Origin of the sequence: Teichococcus aestuarii (assembly GCF_003116135.1) — a bacterium.
Taxonomy (GTDB): domain Bacteria; phylum Pseudomonadota; class Alphaproteobacteria; order Acetobacterales; family Acetobacteraceae; genus Pseudoroseomonas; species Pseudoroseomonas aestuarii.
On record NZ_PDOA01000022.1, the window covers coordinates 16,251 to 32,202 of the forward strand.

At 75.2% G+C, this 15,952-nt stretch carries 14 protein-coding genes; 8 read left to right on the forward strand and 6 right to left on the reverse strand.

Annotated elements, in window-relative coordinates; all coding sequences use genetic code 11:
* Positions 1–86: 86 nt before the first annotated feature.
* Positions 87–707, reverse strand: a complete 621-nt coding sequence (locus CR165_RS20715) for a pyridoxamine 5'-phosphate oxidase family protein (protein ID WP_109518846.1) — start codon at positions 705–707, stop codon at positions 87–89.
* A 112-nt stretch (positions 708–819) separates the two neighbouring features.
* Here CR165_RS20715 and CR165_RS20720 point away from each other — a divergent pair, with 112 nt between their 5' ends.
* Positions 820–1,728, forward strand: a complete 909-nt coding sequence (locus CR165_RS20720; protein WP_109518847.1) for a LysR substrate-binding domain-containing protein — start codon at positions 820–822, stop codon at positions 1,726–1,728.
* Here the strand turns inward: CR165_RS20720 and CR165_RS20725 are convergent.
* Positions 1,725–2,336 carry a CoA pyrophosphatase gene (locus tag CR165_RS20725; RefSeq protein ID WP_109518848.1) on the reverse strand — a complete coding sequence of 204 codons (612 nt, stop codon included), beginning with the start codon at positions 2,334–2,336 and terminating at the stop codon, positions 1,725–1,727. The genes CR165_RS20720 and CR165_RS20725 overlap by 4 nt on opposite strands.
* A gap of 38 nt (positions 2,337–2,374) precedes the next feature.
* Positions 2,375–2,875 (reverse strand): DUF1285 domain-containing protein, encoded by a 501-nt coding sequence (locus CR165_RS20730; RefSeq protein WP_245906638.1) that lies wholly within the window; start codon positions 2,873–2,875, stop codon positions 2,375–2,377.
* Between the two features lie 249 nt (positions 2,876–3,124).
* On the opposite strand from CR165_RS20730, the gene CR165_RS20735 reads away from it, so the two are divergent.
* From CR165_RS20735 to CR165_RS20765, 7 genes are all read left to right on the forward strand, one after another.
* The gene (locus CR165_RS20735; RefSeq protein ID WP_109518849.1) at positions 3,125–4,129 is read left to right on the forward strand and encodes an AAA family ATPase; all 1,005 of its coding nucleotides are present in this window, start codon (positions 3,125–3,127) and stop codon (positions 4,127–4,129) included.
* Positions 4,122–5,000 carry a DUF58 domain-containing protein gene (locus CR165_RS20740; protein ID WP_245906640.1) on the forward strand — a complete coding sequence of 293 codons (879 nt, stop codon included), beginning with the start codon at positions 4,122–4,124 and terminating at the stop codon, positions 4,998–5,000. Before CR165_RS20735 ends, CR165_RS20740 begins: the two co-directional genes overlap by 8 nt.
* A gap of 37 nt (positions 5,001–5,037) precedes the next feature.
* On the forward strand, positions 5,038–7,752 hold the full coding sequence (locus tag CR165_RS20745; protein ID WP_181378267.1) for a DUF4159 domain-containing protein: 2,715 nt from the start codon (positions 5,038–5,040) through the stop codon (positions 7,750–7,752).
* 161 nt (positions 7,753–7,913) lie between these two features.
* Complete coding sequence (locus tag CR165_RS20750; RefSeq protein ID WP_109518850.1) at positions 7,914–10,007, forward strand: hypothetical protein; 2,094 nt, start codon at positions 7,914–7,916, stop codon at positions 10,005–10,007.
* 61 nt (positions 10,008–10,068) lie between these two features.
* The gene (locus CR165_RS20755) at positions 10,069–10,422 is read left to right on the forward strand and encodes a hypothetical protein (protein WP_109518851.1); all 354 of its coding nucleotides are present in this window, start codon (positions 10,069–10,071) and stop codon (positions 10,420–10,422) included.
* Positions 10,423–10,503: 81 nt separating this feature from the next.
* Positions 10,504–11,133 (forward strand): ankyrin repeat domain-containing protein, encoded by a 630-nt coding sequence (locus tag CR165_RS20760; RefSeq protein ID WP_146201967.1) that lies wholly within the window; start codon positions 10,504–10,506, stop codon positions 11,131–11,133.
* Positions 11,134–11,263: 130 nt separating this feature from the next.
* Positions 11,264–13,174: an AsmA family protein gene (locus tag CR165_RS20765; protein ID WP_109518853.1), complete on the forward strand. Its 1,911-nt coding sequence runs from the start codon at positions 11,264–11,266 to the stop codon at positions 13,172–13,174.
* An 18-nt stretch (positions 13,175–13,192) separates the two neighbouring features.
* Here the strand turns inward: CR165_RS20765 and CR165_RS20770 are convergent, their stop codons facing one another.
* The 3 genes from CR165_RS20770 to CR165_RS20780 form a co-directional block, all read right to left on the reverse strand.
* Positions 13,193–14,119 (reverse strand): NAD(P)/FAD-dependent oxidoreductase, encoded by a 927-nt coding sequence (locus CR165_RS20770; RefSeq protein ID WP_109518854.1) that lies wholly within the window; start codon positions 14,117–14,119, stop codon positions 13,193–13,195.
* 5 nt (positions 14,120–14,124) lie between these two features.
* Positions 14,125–15,477: a dihydrolipoyl dehydrogenase family protein gene (locus CR165_RS20775; protein ID WP_109518855.1), complete on the reverse strand. Its 1,353-nt coding sequence runs from the start codon at positions 15,475–15,477 to the stop codon at positions 14,125–14,127.
* A 121-nt stretch (positions 15,478–15,598) separates the two neighbouring features.
* A complete protein-coding gene (locus CR165_RS20780) occupies positions 15,599–15,835 on the reverse strand; it encodes a CsbD family protein (RefSeq protein ID WP_109518856.1) in 237 nt (78 codons plus the stop codon).
* Between the last annotated feature and the right edge of the window lie 117 nt (positions 15,836–15,952).

Consider the following 15,952-nt stretch of genomic DNA (forward strand, 5'->3'; position numbering starts at 1 on the left):
TCCTCGGGGGCGGCGCCGCGGAGGGAAGGCGCGCCGGCCCCCACAGATAGGCCCGGCGCGGCCGCCTGCCAAATGCCTCCGCCGCCTCACCACATGGATTGCCGCGCCCGCTCCGGCCATTCCCGGTCATAGGCCTCGCCGCCGACGCGGCCGCCGCTCATCGCCGCCAGGATGCGGCCGGGGCTGGGCAGCGTCGCCGGGTCCACCTGCCGCTCCGCCTGCCACAGCCCGGCGCGGAGGATGGCGCGGGCGCACTGGAAATAGACCTCCCGCACCGCGATCACCATGACGCTGCGCGGCGCCCTTCCCTCGGCCGAGAGGCGCTCCAGCAGGGCCGGGTCGTCCTCCAGATGCGCCGCGCCATTGACGCGCAGCGCGTTGCCGCTGCCGGGGATCAGGAACATCAGCGCCACGCGCGGGTCGCGCACCACGTTGCGCAGGCTGTCGATGCGGTTGTTGCCGCGCCGGTCGGGCAGCAGCAGGCGGCGGGGGCCGTCCACCACCGCCACCGCGCCGCGGTCGCCACGCGGCGAGCAGTCCAGCCCCTCCGGCCCCACGGTGGCCAGCGCCAGGAAGGGCGCCGCCTCGATGATCCGCCGGTACTCCGGCGTGACGTGGTCCGCCACCTTGGCGGTGGAGGCCTCGCCCACCGCCGCCGCGCCGCCATAGAGCTGCTCCAGCGCCTCGATCGTCCGGATGATGGCCATGCCGACCGGCCCTCCTTGGTGAATGCCGCGCCTTCTCTAGACGCGGCGCGGCGCTGCCGATATCGAGTTCGGCGCCGCCCATCGGTGCGGAAAACTCACCAAGGAGCCCGCCATGCCGGAGGGGGAGGGGAAGCCCCGGCGCCTGCCGCCGCTCTCCGCGCTGCGCGCCTTCGAGGCGGCGGCGCGACTGAACTCGGTGGGGCGGGCGGCGGCGGAGCTGGGCCGCACCCATGGCGCCGTCAGCCGGCAGATCCGCGCCCTGCAGGAGGCGGCGGGCGTGCCGCTGTTCGACCGCGCCGGCACCGGCATCCGCCTGAACGCGCAGGGCGAGGCGCTGCGCCGCCAGGTGGCCGGGGCGCTGGATGCGCTGGAGGAGGGCTGGCGCTCCGTGCTGGAGGAGGCGCACGGCCCCTCGCTGCACGTGGCGTGCAGCGCCACCTTCGCCATGCGCTGGCTGGTGCCGCGGCTGGGCGGGTTCTACGGCGCGCATCCGGGCGTGCGGCTGCGGCTTTCCATGACCTCGGCGCGGCAGCTGCGGCAGGAGGGGGCGGACCTGGTCATCGCCTGGGACCGCGCCGCCTATCCGCCGGCCGACCGGGCGCGCGCCCTGCCGCTGGGGGGCGTGGCCTTCGGCCCGGTCTGCGCCCCCGGCTACCCGGTGGCGGTGACGCCCGGCGCCCTGCGCGCGCCGGCGCGGATCGCGCAGGAACACACGCCGCGCGCCTGGGCGCTGTGGCAGGAGGCCACCGGGTGCTACGTGGATTGCGCGGCCGAGCTGCGCTTCCCGCACACCCATCTCTGCCTGGAGGCGGCCCTGGGCGGCCTCGGCGTGGCACTGCTGGAGCGGCGCATGGCGCGGGAGGCGCTGGAGCAGGGCCGGCTCGCCGCCCCCTGCGGCTTCGCCCCCTTCGCCGAGGGGCTGGCGGCGATTCCCTTCTCGGCCCGGGCGGAGGGGCCGGCGGCCCGCGCCTTCCTGGCCTGGATGCGGGCGAGCCTGGCGGCGGAGGACGCGGCCGGCTAGGCCTCCCGCAGCGCCACCGCCAGGCTGTGCATGATGGCCGCCGTGGCGCCCCACACGTAATGCGTCTCGTGCGGCCAGACGTAGAAATGCCGCCGCTCGCCCTTCCACAGCGCGCTCTGGCGCTGCGGCAGCGCCGGGTCGAGCAGCGGGGCCAGCGCGTATTCGAAGACCAGCGCCACCTCGTCCGGCGAGGGCATCAGGTTCAGCGGCGGCTCCAGCAGCGCCAGCACCGGCGTCACGTGGAAGCCGGTGCCGGTGACATGCTCCGGCAGCCGGCCGAGGATGCGGGGCAGGCGCGGGTCGAGCCCGACCTCCTCCGCCGCCTCCCGCAGGGCCGCCTGCTCCGGGTTCTCCCCCGGCTCGATGCGGCCGCCAGGGAAGGCCACCTGCCCGGCATGGCTGGAAAGCCGCTCCGCCCGCAGGGTCAGCAGCAGGGTGGGGCCGGCCTCGTGCAGCACCACGGGCACCAGCACGGCGGCGGCGCGGCCGCCCTCCGGCGGCACGGTGCCGCCGCCCCGCGCCAGCCGGGCCGGGTCGGAGAGGCGGCGGGCCACCTCCGCCACATCCAGCGGCGGGGCGGCGGGCACGGGCAGCGGCGCGTCGTTCACGCGGCCGCCCTCATGCGGCAGGGCTCATGCGGCGGCGCTCATTCCGCGGCGGCGGCCCCGTTGCGCGACTCGGCCGGCACCTCGTCGATGGGGAAGAACACCCCCTCGCTCCAGACGCCCAGCAGCTCGCGGCCTTCCACCTTCTCCGTCTCGGCCAGGGCCACCAGCTCGTAGAAGACGGCGCGGTTGATGCGCGCCTCCAGCCCCGGCCGCACCATCACGTAGGGGCGCGGCTCGCGCGAGCGGCGGTCGATGGCGACGCGGATCGGGTGGTCGGCATCGGCCGTCACCATCTCGTCGAGGTTGGTGCGGAAGGTCAGGCATTGCCGCCCCTCGCAGCGGCGCCAGAACACCTCGACGGCGACGAAGGGCGCGTCCTCGACGGTGATCTCGCCGCGCTCCACCGGGGTCTCCAGCAGGTAGCGGCCATCCGCCTCGCGCTTCAGCACGGAGGCGAAGAGGCAGACCAGCTCCTTCCGGCCGATCGGGCTGCCCTGGTAGTGCCAGGAGCCATCCTTGGCGATTCGCATGTCCAGCATGCCGCAATCGTGTTTCGGGCGGGCCGGGCCCGGGGCGGTCCCGGTGCGGCCCTTCGGCGGTGCGGTGTTCAGCACGGCGGCAGCATCCTCCCGTCGTCGGCAGGCATTCTCGCCTGCGGATTGTTTCAATGCTTCGTCCATGCGCCCGACGGTCATAGGCTTCCCCAAGTCTCGCTCCTGGCAGAAGGGGCGGGCTGGCCAAGGCGGGCCGGCTTCCCATATCCGGTCTATATAAGGAGGCGTAGCGGCATGGTTGAAGTGGCCGACCCCACCGATCCGAACATCCTCGTCGCGGAGGTGGAGGCGCTGGGCACCCGCCTGGCCCGTGTCCGCGCCGCGGTGGGGCGGGTGATCTTCGGCCAGCCCGAGGTGGTGGAGCAGGTGCTGATCACCATCCTCTCCGGCGGGCATGTGCTGCTGGTGGGCGTGCCGGGCCTGGGCAAGACGCGGCTGGTGGAGACGCTCGGCACCGTGCTGGGGCTCGATGAGAGCCGCGTGCAGTTCACCCCCGACCTGATGCCGGCCGACATCCTGGGCTCCGAGGTGCTGGAGGAGGGGGCGGACGGCCGGCGCGCCTTCCGCTTCATCAAGGGCCCCGTCTTCTGCCAGCTGCTGATGGCCGATGAGATCAACCGCGCCAGCCCGCGCACCCAGTCCGCCCTGTTGCAGGCGATGCAGGAGCGGAAGGTGGCCATCGCCGGCCAGGCCCACCCGCTGCCCGCCCCCTTCCATGTGCTGGCCACGCAGAACCCGATCGAGCAGGAGGGCACCTATCCGCTGCCCGAGGCGCAGCTCGACCGCTTCCTGCTGGAGATCGAGGTCACCTATCCGGACGAGGCGGCGGAGCGCGCCATGCTGCTGGCCACCACCGGCAGCGCCGAGGCGCGCGCCGAGCCCGCCATGACCGCCGCCGAGCTGCTGGCCGCGCAGGCGCTGATCCGCCGCATCCCGGTGGGCGAGCAGGTGCTGGACGCCATCCTGAAACTGGTGCGCGGCGCCCGGCCGGAGACCGGCACCCTGCCCGCCGTGCGCCAGCACCTCGCCTGGGGTCCCGGCCCGCGCGCGGCGCAGGCGCTGATGCTGGCCACCCGCGCCCGCGCCGTGCTGGATGGCCGCCTGGCCCCCAGCGTGGAGGACGTGCTGGCGCTGGCCGAGCCGGTGCTGCGCCACCGGATGGCGCTGAATTTCTCGGCCCGGGCCGATGGCGTGAAGCTCGCGGATGTGATCGGCGCGCTGAAGGCCAGCCTTGGCTGAGCCGTCGCCTCGCGGGCCTGCCCCGCCGCTGAACCCGCTCGCCGCCGAGGCGCTGGGCGGCCGCCTGCCGCCGCTGGTGGTGGCGGCCGAGCGCGTGGCGGCCACGGTGATGCAGGGCGTGCACGGCCGCCGCCGCGCCGGCCAGGGCGATGCCTTCTGGCAGTTCCGCCCCTATCTGGCCGGCGACGCGGTGGGCCGCATCGACTGGCGGCAGAGCGCCAAGTCCGACCGCCTCTTCGTGCGGGAAACCGAGTGGGAGGCGGCGCAGAGCGTTGCGCTGTGGCGCGACGCCGCCCCCGGCATGGCCTGGCGCGGCGGCCGCGACCGCCCCGAGAAGCGCGAGCGCGCCGAGCTGCTGCTGCTGGCGCTGGCCTCGCTGCTGCTGCGCGGCGGCGAGCGGGTGCGGCTGCTGGGCGCCCGCCGCGCCTTCGCCGGACGCGGCGCCCTGGCCTCGGTGGCCGATGCCCTTTCCCGCCACGCGCCGCCTGCCGCCGACGAGGCGCTGCCCCGCCACGCTCGCGCCGTGCTGTTCGGCGATTTCCTGGCGCCGCTGGAGGAGATCCGGGCGGCGGTGGCGGCGCTGGCCGGGCGCGGCGTGCGCGGCCACCTGCTGCAGGTGCTGGACCCGGCGGAGGAGACGCTGCCCTATGCCGGGCGGGTGCGCTTCGAAGGCATGGCGGCCACGGAAACCCCGCTGCTGTTACCGCGCGTTGAGGGTGTGCGTGCATTGTATGCCGAGCGGCTGGCGGCGCACCGGGCGGGTCTCGCCGCCATCGCCGGCGCCGCGGGCTGGTCCTTCGCCACCCACCGCACCGACACGCCGCCGGAGGCGGCCCTGCTGGCGCTGTGGCAGGCCCTGGCGCCCGGCTAGTTCCTGAGACGGCCCATCCAGAAGGAGAGGCTCGCGCGTGCTGTCCCTCGGTCCGATCGGCTTCGTCGCCCCCTGGCTGCTGCTGGCGCTGCCGGCCCTGCCGCTGATCTGGTGGCTGCTGCGCGTCACGCCGCCGGCGCCGCGCCGGCAGGCCTTCCCGGCGCTGCGCCTGCTGCGCGACCTGCCGGCGCCGGAGGAGACGCCCGCCCGCACGCCCTGGTGGCTGCTGCTGCTGCGCCTGGCCGCGGCGGCGCTGATCGTGCTCGGCCTCTCCCGCCCCGTCTGGGGGCCGGGCGCCGCCGCGCAGGGCGATGGGCCGCTGCTGCTGGTGGTCGATGATGGTTGGCCCAGCGCCGCCGACTGGCCGGCCCGCGCCGCCGCCGCCCAGGCCGCGCTGGAGGCCGCCGCGCGCGAGGGCCGCCGCGCCGCCCTGCTCACCACCGCGCCGGCCGAGAATGGCGAGGCGCTCCGCGCCACCGCGCTGATGCCGGCCGAGGCGCTGCGCGCCCGGCTCGCCGCGCTGCGCCCGAAGCCCTGGGCGCCGGACCGCGCCGCCGCCCTGGCCGCCCTGCAGGCCTGGGTGTCGCAGAACCCCGGCGGCTTCGCCAGCCTCTATCTGGCCGATGGCGTGGAGCACCAGGCACAGGGGGATGGCTTCACGCCGTTGGCCGAGACGTTAACCGCCGCCGGCCCGCTGACCCTCGCCCGCGCCGAGGGCCGCGCCACCCGCCTGCTGCTGCCGCCCCGCGCCGAGCCGGACCGGCTGCACCTCGCCCTGCGCCAGGCCCCCGCCGCCATGGCGGGCGAGGTGGCGGTGCTGGCCCGCACCGGCGACGGCCGGGCGCTCGCCCGCGCCACCATCCCCGTGGCCGCCGGAGGGGAGGCGGGCGAGGCGGCGCTCGACCTGCCGATCGAGATCCGCAACCAGATCACCCGGCTGGAGATCGAGGGCGAGGAGACAGCCGGCGCCGCCGTGCTGCTCGACGAGCGCTTCCGCCGCCGCCCCGTCGGGCTGGTCGGGCCGGTGGAGCAGGGCGCCTCCACGCCGCTGATCGGCCCGCTCTACTACCTGGAGCGGGCGCTGGAGCCCTATGCCGAGCTGCGCCAGGGGGGTGTCGCGCCGCTGCTCTCGCGCCAGCTCGCCGTCATGGTGCTGGCCGACCGCCCGCTGCCCGAGGGCGCCGAGCGCGCCGCGCTCGCCCGCTGGGTGGAGGAGGGCGGCACGCTGATCCGCTTCGCCGGGCCGCGCCTGGCTGAGGCGCCGGACCCGCTGCTGCCGGTGCGGCTGCGCGCGGGGGAGCGGCAGCTTGGCGGCGCGCTCTCCTGGGAGCAGCCGCAGGGCCTCGCCCCCTTCGCCGACAGCTCGCCCTTCGCCGGCCTGCCCACCCCGGCCGAGGTGGCCATCTCCACCCAGGTGCTGGCCGAGCCGGGGCCGCAGCTCTCCGACCGCACATGGGCGCGGCTGGCCGACGGCACCCCGCTCGTCACCGCCGAGGCGCGCGGCGCCGGGCGCATCGTGCTGTTCCACGTCACCGCCAATGCCGAGTGGTCCAACCTGCCGCTCTCCGGCCTGTTCATCGACATGCTGCGGCGGGTCGTGGCCCTCTCCTCCGGCGTGGCGGGCGCCGAGGGCAGCCAGCCGCTGGCGCCGCTGGAGACGATGGACGGCTTCGGCCGCCTTGGGCCCGCACCGGGCGGGGCGGGCGCCATTCCCGCCAACCGCTTCGCCGAGACGGCGCCGGGGCCGCGCCACCCGCCCGGCTGGTACGGCGTGCCGGGCGAGGGCGGCGAGCGCCGCGCGCTGAACCTTTCCGCGAGTCTGCCCGCGCCGCGTGCCCTGGCGGCGCCGCCGCCTGGCACCGCCTTCCAGGCCATCGGCGGCGTGCCGGCGGAGCGCGACCTGGGGCCCTGGCTGCTCGCCGCCGCGCTGCTGCTGCTGGCGGCGGACCTGCTGCTCTCGCTGGTGCAGCGCGGGCTTATCGGGCGCGCCGCGCGGCTGGCGGCGCTGCCGCTGCTGGTGGCGCTGGCCTCCACCCCCGCCTGGGCGCAAGACATGCCGCTGGCCACCCGCATCGGCTATGTCGCCAGCGAGGATGCCGGGCTGGACGAGACGGTGCGCCAGGGGCTCGTCGGCCTCTCGGACTACGTCAACCGCCGCACCGCCGCCGCGCTGGGCGAGCCGGTGGCCGTCCGTCCGGGGCAGGACGACCTCTCCACCCTGCCGCTGCTCTACTGGGTGATCACCGCCGAGACGCCGACGCCCGCCGGCGCCGCCGCCGGCGCGCTGAACGACTTCATGCGCCAGGGCGGCATCATCCTCATCGACACGCGCGGCGAGGGTTCGGGCGAGGGCTTCGCCCCCGGCGCCGCCGCGGCCTTGCAGCGCGTGACGCGGCCGCTGGCGATCCCGCCGCTCGCCCCCGTCTCACCGGAGCATGTGCTGACCCGCTCCTTCTACCTGCTGCCGCCCGAGTTGCCGGGGCGCTTCGCCGGCGGGCAGGTCTGGGTCTCGCGGCAGGAGGACCGGGCGAATGACAGCGTCAGCCCCGTTATCATCGGCGGGCATGACTGGGCGGGGGCCTGGGCCGTCGATGCGCGGGGCAACAACCCCTACGCCGTCATCCCCGGGGGCGCGCGGCAGCGCACGCTGGCCTACCGCTTCGGCGTCAACCTCGTGATGTACGCGCTGACCGGCAACTACAAGGGCGACCAGGTCCATGTGCCAGCCATCCTCGAAAGGCTGGGGAATTGAAGGGTTCTTTTTTGGAAAAAAGAACCAAAAAACTTTTGTTCGTTGGCGCCGCACCCGCTGAGAAGTGTGACGCCAAACTTGAAAAGTCTTTTTGCTTCTTTTTCTTCAGAAAAAGAAGAATCGCTTCTCTTCCTCCCGCCCGTACAGCGGAGTAGCCCACCATGCGCCAGGCCATCGCCGGTCTCGACTTCGCGCCCATCCTGCCGCTCTGGCTGCTGGGGGCGCTGGCGCTGCTGGCCCTGCTGGCGCTGGCGCCGGCTCTGTGGCGGCGGGCGCGGGGCGTGGGGTGGCGGGCGCTCTCCTTCGCCGTGCTGCTGCTGGCGCTGGCCAATCCCCGCCTCGTCGAGGAGACGCGCGAGACCCGGCCGGACATCGCTCTGCTGGTGCAGGACCGCAGCGATTCCGCCCGCATCGGCCCTCGTGCCGCGCAGCTCGATGCCGCCCGCAGCGCCATCGAGCAGGCCGCCGCCCGCTTCCCCGACCTGGAGCTGCGCACCGTCGACCTGCCGGAGGGCGGGCGGCAGGGCACCCGTCTCTTCACCGCCATCGACCGCGCGCTGGCCGAGATCCCGCGCGCCCGGCTGGCCGGCATCATCGCCCTGACCGACGGGCAGGCGCACGACATCCCGGCCCAGCCCTCCTTCGAGGCGCCGCTGCACCTGGTGCTGCCCGGCCAGCCGGGCGAGACGGACCGGCGCATCCGGATCATCGAGGCGCCGGGCTACGGCATCGTCGGCCGCAGCGTGGAACTGCGCGTGGTGGTGGAGGATCTCGGCGCGCGGGAGACGGGCGGCGCCGTGCGCCTCACCCTGCGGCGGGATGGCGCCCCGCCGCGGGTGGAGAGCGTGCCGCTCGGGCGCGAGCACCGCATCACCCTGCCCATCGAGCGCGGCGGCCCGAGCGTGGTGGAGCTGACCGCCGAGGCGAGGGCGGGGGAGGTCTCGCCGCTGAACAACCGCGCCGTCGTCACGGTGAACGGGGTGCGGGACCGGCTGCGCGTGCTGCTGGTCTCGGGCGAGCCGCATTCCGGCGAGCGCACCTGGCGCCGCCTGCTGAAGGCGGATCCGAATGTCGATCTCGTCCACTTCACCATCCTCCGCCCGCCGGAGAAGGACGACCTGACGCCGCTGAACGAGCTGGCGCTGATCGCCTTCCCGGTGCGCGAGCTGTTCCAGGTGAAGCTGCGCGAGTTCGACCTGATCGTCTTCGACCGCTTCAGCAACCGCGGCATCCTGCCGCCGATGTACCTGCGCAACATCGCCGACTATGTGCGCGGCGGCGGCGCGCTGCTGCTCTCGGTGGGGCCGGAGTTCACCGGGCCGTCCAGCCTCGCCGGCACGCCGCTGGGGCAGGTGCTGCCCGCCCGGCCCGCCACGGCGGGCGCCGGCAATGGTGCCCTGGCGGAGGGCGCCTTCCGCCCGCGCGTGACGGAGGCCGGCACGCGCCACCCCGTCACCCAGGGCCTCGCCGGCGCCAATGCCGGCAATGCCGAGCCCGCCTGGGGCCGCTGGTACCGCCACCTCCGCGCCCAGCCGCAGAGCGGCGTGACGGTGATGGACGGCCCGGGCGGCGACCCGCTGCTGCAACTGGACCGGGTGGGGGAGGGGCGCGTCGCCCTGCTGATGTCCGACCAGATCTGGCTGTGGTCGCGCGGGCATGATGGCGGCGGCCCGCAGGCCGAGCTGCTGCGCCGCGCCGCCCACTGGCTGATGAAGGAGCCGGAGCTGGAGGAGGAGGACCTGACCGCCCGCATCGAGGGCGGCACCCTCACCGTCACGCGCCGCAGCGTCGAGGCCGGCACGCCGCCCGAGATTGCCATCACCGCGCCGGACGGCACGGTCACGCGCCGCGTGCCGCAGCCCTCGGGCGGCGGGCAGGCGGTGCTGGAGCTGCCCGCCGGCCTGCCCGGCGTGTGGCAGGCCAGCGATGGCCGCCGCACCGCCTTCGCCGCCGCCGCCGCCGCCAACCCGCTGGAGATGGCCGACCTCCGCGCCGATGCTGGTGCCGCCCTGCCGCTGGCCCGCGCCACCGGCGGCGGCGCCCACTGGCTGGGCGTGGCCGAGGCCCCGGCGCTGCCCGAGCTGCGCCGCGTGGCCCTGGGGCGGGATGCCACGGGGGGAAGCTGGATCGGGCTGCGCCGCAACCAGGACCATCTGGTGACGGGAATCGCCGCCCTGCCATTGCTGCCGCCCTGGCTGGCCCTGCCGCTGGTGCTGGGGCTGGCGCTGGTCGCCTGGCGGCGCGAGGGACGTTGATCCTGCCGCCACTTTGCCGCCATCCCCTGCGTTTCCTATGTAGGGTGTGGAGGGTCCAACCATGCGCCGCCTGATTCCGAGCCTTGCCTTGCCAGTCCTGCTGGCCGCCTGCGCCGCGCCCGGCCCGACGCTGGAGCAGCGGCTGGCCACCTTCATCAACCGCAGCGAGGGGGATCTGGTGGCGCAGCTCGGCGTGCCCGTCCGCAGCTACGAGACGGAGGGCCGCCGCTTCCTGCAGTTCGAGCAGCGGCAGACGGTGATGGTGCCGGGCGATCCCTGGGGCTATGGCTATTACGGCTATCGCCGCCCCTGGGCCGTGCCGTCCAGCTACGCGGTGGTGCAGTGCGACATGACCTTCGCCATCCGCAACGACCGGGTGGAGAGCTTCACCCTGCGGGGCCAGGGCTGCGGCTGACGCGGCGGCCGGCCGCCCCTGTGGCCCAGGATCGCGCCGGGTGGCTTCGCCGGGCGCCGAAAATGTTCTAGAGAGGTCGCCATGCGCCGTCTCCCGATGCTCGCCTCCCTCGCCCTGACGGGTGCCGCCCTGGCCGCCGGCCTGGCTGCCGCCCTGGTCCCTGGCCGGCCCGCCCAGGCCCAGGAGCAATACCAGCGGCTGCGCGGGCCGATGACGCCCGAAGCCCAGCCGCAGCAGCGCCGCGCCGAGCCGCCCGCCCTGCCGGGCCTGGCCGGCCGGCCCAGCGCGCCGCCGATCCCGGCCGAGGCGGGGCAGAATCTCGGCCCCAACGAGGCGCTGTTCGACGCCATCAACCGGGGCGACATGGCCGCCGCGCGCGATGCCATGGCGCGTGGCGCCGACCTCGGCGCGCGCAACATGCTGGGCCTGACGCCGATCGATTCGGCCGTGGACCAGGGGCGCAGCGAGATCGCCTTCTTCCTGCTGTCCTCGCGCGGGCCGGCGCCGATCAGCGTGCCATCCCAGGCAGCCGCGCCCTCCACCCCGCCCGCCCTCGCGCGGGGTCCGGCCCCGCGCCCGTCGCCGGCGCCGCGCATGGCCGCCGAGCCCCGCCCGGCGCCCGTCGCGCCGCGCCTCTGGGCCGAGGATGGCGGCGCGCCGAAGCCGGACCGTGGCTTCCTCGGCTTCGACGCGGGCCGCCCGGGCGGCTGATCCCGCGGCGCGGGCGGTGGGTTGATCCCCACCCCCGCCGCAACGCGGACGCAACCCTGGGGCCTTTCCGCGCTTTCCTTCCCGCAGGGCTGCCGGCGCCGGCAGCCCCAAGAGCGGGAGGGCCTGACCCATGGCGGCACGACCTTTGCGCCGCGTGCTGATCTGGACCGGCATCCCGGCGCTGCTGCTCTTCGCCCTGGTCCTGCTGTGGTCCTGGGCCTGGTTCATCCCGCTGCTGGAGCGGCGCGCCGAGGCGGCGCTCGGCCGCCCCGTGCAGATCGGCGGGCTGGATGTCAGCCTCGGCCGGCTCACCGACATCACCCTCACCGACCTGCGCGTGGACAACCCGGAAGGCTTTCCGGCCGATCCGCCCTTCGCCGCCGTGCCGCGCCTGCGCGTGCGCGTGGACGTGATGGCCTTCATCCGCGAGCGACGCATCGTGCTGCCCGAGATCGCCATCGACCGCCCCCGGCTGGAGGTGCTGGCCGATGCGGAAGGGCGGAACAACTATTCCTTCCCCGCCCTGTCCGGGGGCGACGCGGCGCCGGAGCCGGAGGCTGAACCGGGGCCGGCGCCGCAGATCGGCGAATTGCGCATCACCGAGGGGGCGGCGCATGTGGCGCTGGCGCCGCTGCGCGCCGACATGCAGGTCACCGCCGGGACGGAGCATCCGGAGGGGCAGCCCGCCCGGCTGCGCCTCGCCGCCGAGGGGCGCTACGCCGGCCAGCCCATCACCGGCCGGCTGCTGGGCGGCGCCGTGCTCTCGCTGCGCGATGCCGACAATCCCTGGCCGGTGGAGCTGACGGTGGAGAACGGCCCGACCCAGGTCAGCCTGCGCGGCACGCTGAGCGACCCGCTGCGCTTCGCCGGCGCCAATCTGCGGCTCGACTTCTCGGGCACCGACATGGCGCTGCTGACGCCGCTGACCGGCGTGCCCATCCCCGCCACGCCGCCCTACCGCATCACCGGCCAGCTGGACTACGCGGCGGGCGCCGTGCGCTTCACCGGCATGGAAGGGCGGGTCGGCCGCAGCGACCTGAACGGCGACATCGCCGTGGAGCCGCGCAAGGGCACCCGCCCGCTGGTGACGGCCACCCTGCGCTCCCGGCGGGTGGACCTGGGCGATCTCGGCGGCTTCGTCGGCGCCAAGCCGGGCGATGCGGCACCGGCGCGCCGGCAGCGCGTGCTGCCCGACACGCCGGTGAACCTGCCCAGGCTGCAGGCCGCCGATATCCGCCTGAACTATGACGGCGCCCAGATCCTCGGCCAGGCCATGCCGCTGGACAATGTGCACGCCGAGCTGGCCATCACCGACGGCGCCATCGCGCTGAAGCCGCTGCGCTTCGGCGTCGGCCGCGGGCGGATCGAGCTTCAGCTCGACGCCGCGCCGGCCGAGGGCGGCGGGCTGCGCGCCAAGGCCGGGATCTCCTTCCAGCGCGTCGATCTCTCGCGGCTGATGGGCGTCACGCCGCTGGGGGAGGGGCAGGGGGCGATCGGCGGCTCCGCCCGCATCGAGACCCAGGGCCGCAGCGTGGCGGAGATGCTGGGGCGGGGCGACGGCGCCGTCACCCTCGGCATGGCGGGCGGCAACCTCTCGGCCCTGCTGGTCGATATCTCGGGGCTGCGGCTGGGAAATGCCATCCTCTCGGCGCTGGGCCTGCCCAACCGCACGCGGGTGCAATGCTTCGTGGCCGATCTCGGCCTGCGGCGCGGCGTCCTCTCCACCCGGACCGTGCTGGTCGATACCGAGGATGCGGTGATCAGCGGCCGTGGCGACATCAACCTGGCGCGCGAGACGCTGGACTATGCACTGCGCACCGAGGCCAAGAGCTTCACCATCGGCTCCCTGCCCACGGACATCCTGATCCGCGGCCCGTTCCGCGACCCGAGCGTGCTGCCGGACCCGGTGGAGCTGGGGGCGCGGGGCGGGGCGGCGGTGGGGCTCGGCATCATCGCCCTGCCGCTGGCGCTGCTGCCCACCATCCAGCTCGGCATCGGCGAGGACAATCGCTGCGAGGGGTTGGCGCGGCGGGCGCGGTGAGGCCGCCCGCGCGCGGCCTCAGTCGCGCCGCTCGGCGGCCAGGTCCTGCCGCAGCAGGTCGGCATTGATGGCGAAGGCGGCCATGGTGCCCTGCGCCGCCGCGACGATGGCCATCTGCAGGTGCGGCGAGGAATCGCCGGCCGTGTAGAGGCCCTTCACCGCGGTGGAACCGTCATGCCCGGCGCGGAGCAGCCCGCCGCTGGTCAGCGTGCAGCCGAGCTTCAGCGCCAGCTCGCTGCGCTGCCGCTGCGGCATGGACAGGAACAGCCCGGCGCGCGGCAGCACGCTGCCATCGGCGAAGCGCAGCCCGCGCAGCCGGCCCTCCGCCGCCTCCAGCGCCACCAGCGGCGATTCCCGCAGCGCGATGCCGAGGCCGCGCAGCTTGGCGCGGTCCCGCTCCGGGATCTCGCTGCCATCGGTGCAGAGCACCAGGTCGTGGCTCCAGCCGCGCACCTCCAGGGCCATGCGGACCGCCTCGTGCCCTGCCCCGTGCACGGCGAGCGGCCGGTCGCGCCGCTCGTAGCCATCGCAATAGGGGCAGTGCCACACGTCGCGGCCGTAGAGCTCGTCCAGCCCCTCGATGGCGGGAAGCTCGTCGCGCAGGCCGGTGGCCAGCAGCAGGCGGCGGGTGCGCAGCGGCGCCTCCCGCCCCGCCAGGGTGACGGCGAAGCCGCCCTCCGCGTCGCAGGCCTCGGCATCCGTCACCGCCACCGGCGCCACCTGGATGCCGGGATAGGCCGCCAGCTCGGCGCGGGCGATGCGGCGGAACTCGGCCGGCGCGATGCCTTCCCGCGTCAGGAACCCATGCATGGCCGTGGCGCGGTCGTTGCGGTGCTCGCCCGAATCGCAGAGCAGCACGCGCCGCCGTGCCCGGCCCAGCAGCAGCGCCGCGCTCAGCCCCGCCGGACCGCCGCCGACGATCACCACATCCCATTCTTCCTGCATGTCCCTCAGCCCAGCATGGAGGAGATGTTGGAGCCGCCGGTCGGGTAGGCGGTCATCATCCGGGCGAGCGCGTCGGCCGTCATGCCGGCGCGCATCGCCACGGCGAAGACGTTGATCACCTCCGGCGCCTCCGGCCCCAGCAGGTGCGCGCCGAGGATCTGGCCGCTGCCCGGCGCCACCAGCAGCTTGTAGGCCGCCGCCGTCTCCCCGGTGCGGCGCACCGACTGGTAGCCGGCCATGTCGCCCTGCCGCACCTCCACATCGGGGTTGGCCGCGCGCGCTGCCGCCTCGGTCAGCCCCACCGAGGCGAGGGGCGGGATGGTGAAGACGGCGCTCGGCACCACGCCGTAATCCGGCTTGGTGTGGCAGCCCTCCAGCATGTTGCGCGCCACCACGGCGGCGTCGTGGCTGGCCACGGGGGTCAGCGCCGGCCCCTGCGCGGCGGCGTCGCCGGCGGCGAAGACGCGCGGGTTGCTGGTGCTGCGCAGATAGGGGTCGAGCGAGAGCCGGCCCTTCTCCACCGCCACCTGCCCGGCCTCCAGCGCCAGGTCCTGCAAGGAGGGGCTGCGGCCCAGCCCATGCACCACCAGCGCCGCCTGAAATTCGCGCCCGTTCTCGCAGGCGACGGCGAAGCCCGCGCCCTGGCGGGCAATGCGGCTCGCCTTGCAGCCCAGCGCCACCTCGATGCCGAGGCCGCGCGTGCGCTCCAGCAGCCGCGCCACCAGGTCCGGCTCGAACTGGGCGAGCGGCCTGTCATCGGCCTGCAGGATGGTGACGCGCGCCCCGGCCCGGGCCGCCAGATGCGCGCACTCGAAGGCGATGTAGCCGCCGCCGACCATCACAAGGCTCTCCGGCATCGCGTCCAGCAGCAGGAAATCGTCGCTGGTGGCGAGCAGGTCGGCGCCCTCGATGGGCAGGTGGGCGGGAGCGGCACCGGTGGCGATCAGCACATGCCGGGCCGCCAGGCGCCGCTCGCCCACCGTCAGGGCGTCGGGCGCCAGGAAGCGCGGCTGGCCATGGATCGGCACGATTCCCGCTGCGCGCAGGGCGGCCTCGCGGTTCTCCGGCACCGGGTCGGTGAAGCTGTGCTTGAAGGCCTGGGCGGCGGTCCAGTCGAGGCGCAGCGCATCGCCGCCGGCCACGCCGTGCGGTGCCAGGTTGCGGGCGCGCTCAGTGGCCTCGGCAACCGTCCAGAACACCTTCTTCGGCTCGCAGCCGCGCAGGGCGCAGGTGCCGCCGAAATCGCGCGCCTCCACCACGGCGACCGACCAGCCCGCCTTTCGGCAGGTGGTGGCGACCTTGGTGCCGGCGCTGCCGGACCCGAGGACGACGAGATCGAATTGTTCGCTGTCCGGCATCAGAAGTTCCTGCGCGATGGGCAGGAAGGCAACACCGTGCCGGGCTGCAGGGTTGCCATGTCAGGAAAGGCACCGGTGGGGCAGGGGCGCCGCGGCGCCCCCGCCAATGCCCCCTGCGGGATCAGAGGATCCGAAGGCGGCCCAGGATGTAGCCGATGCCGGCGGCGATCGCGAGCGAGGTCAGCGGCTGCTCGCGCACATTGTCGCAGAGCTGGCCGAGGGCGTTCTCGGCCGAGCCCTGCGCCTGGTTGTACATGCCGCGGGCCTGGTAGTCGCGGTTGCCGGTCATGCCGCCCACGGCGTCCTGCACGCGGCCAATGGTCTCGCGGGCGGCGCCGGTCACGCGGTTCTCGTCCATCTCTGCTTCTCCTGGTCATGGTGCCGCGCCGGCTGGCGCGGCGGACTGCCGGTTGAACGCGGCACGGGTTGATTGGATGCGTGTTGCGTGGCGCGCCGCCGCGTGCTGTGCCTGCGC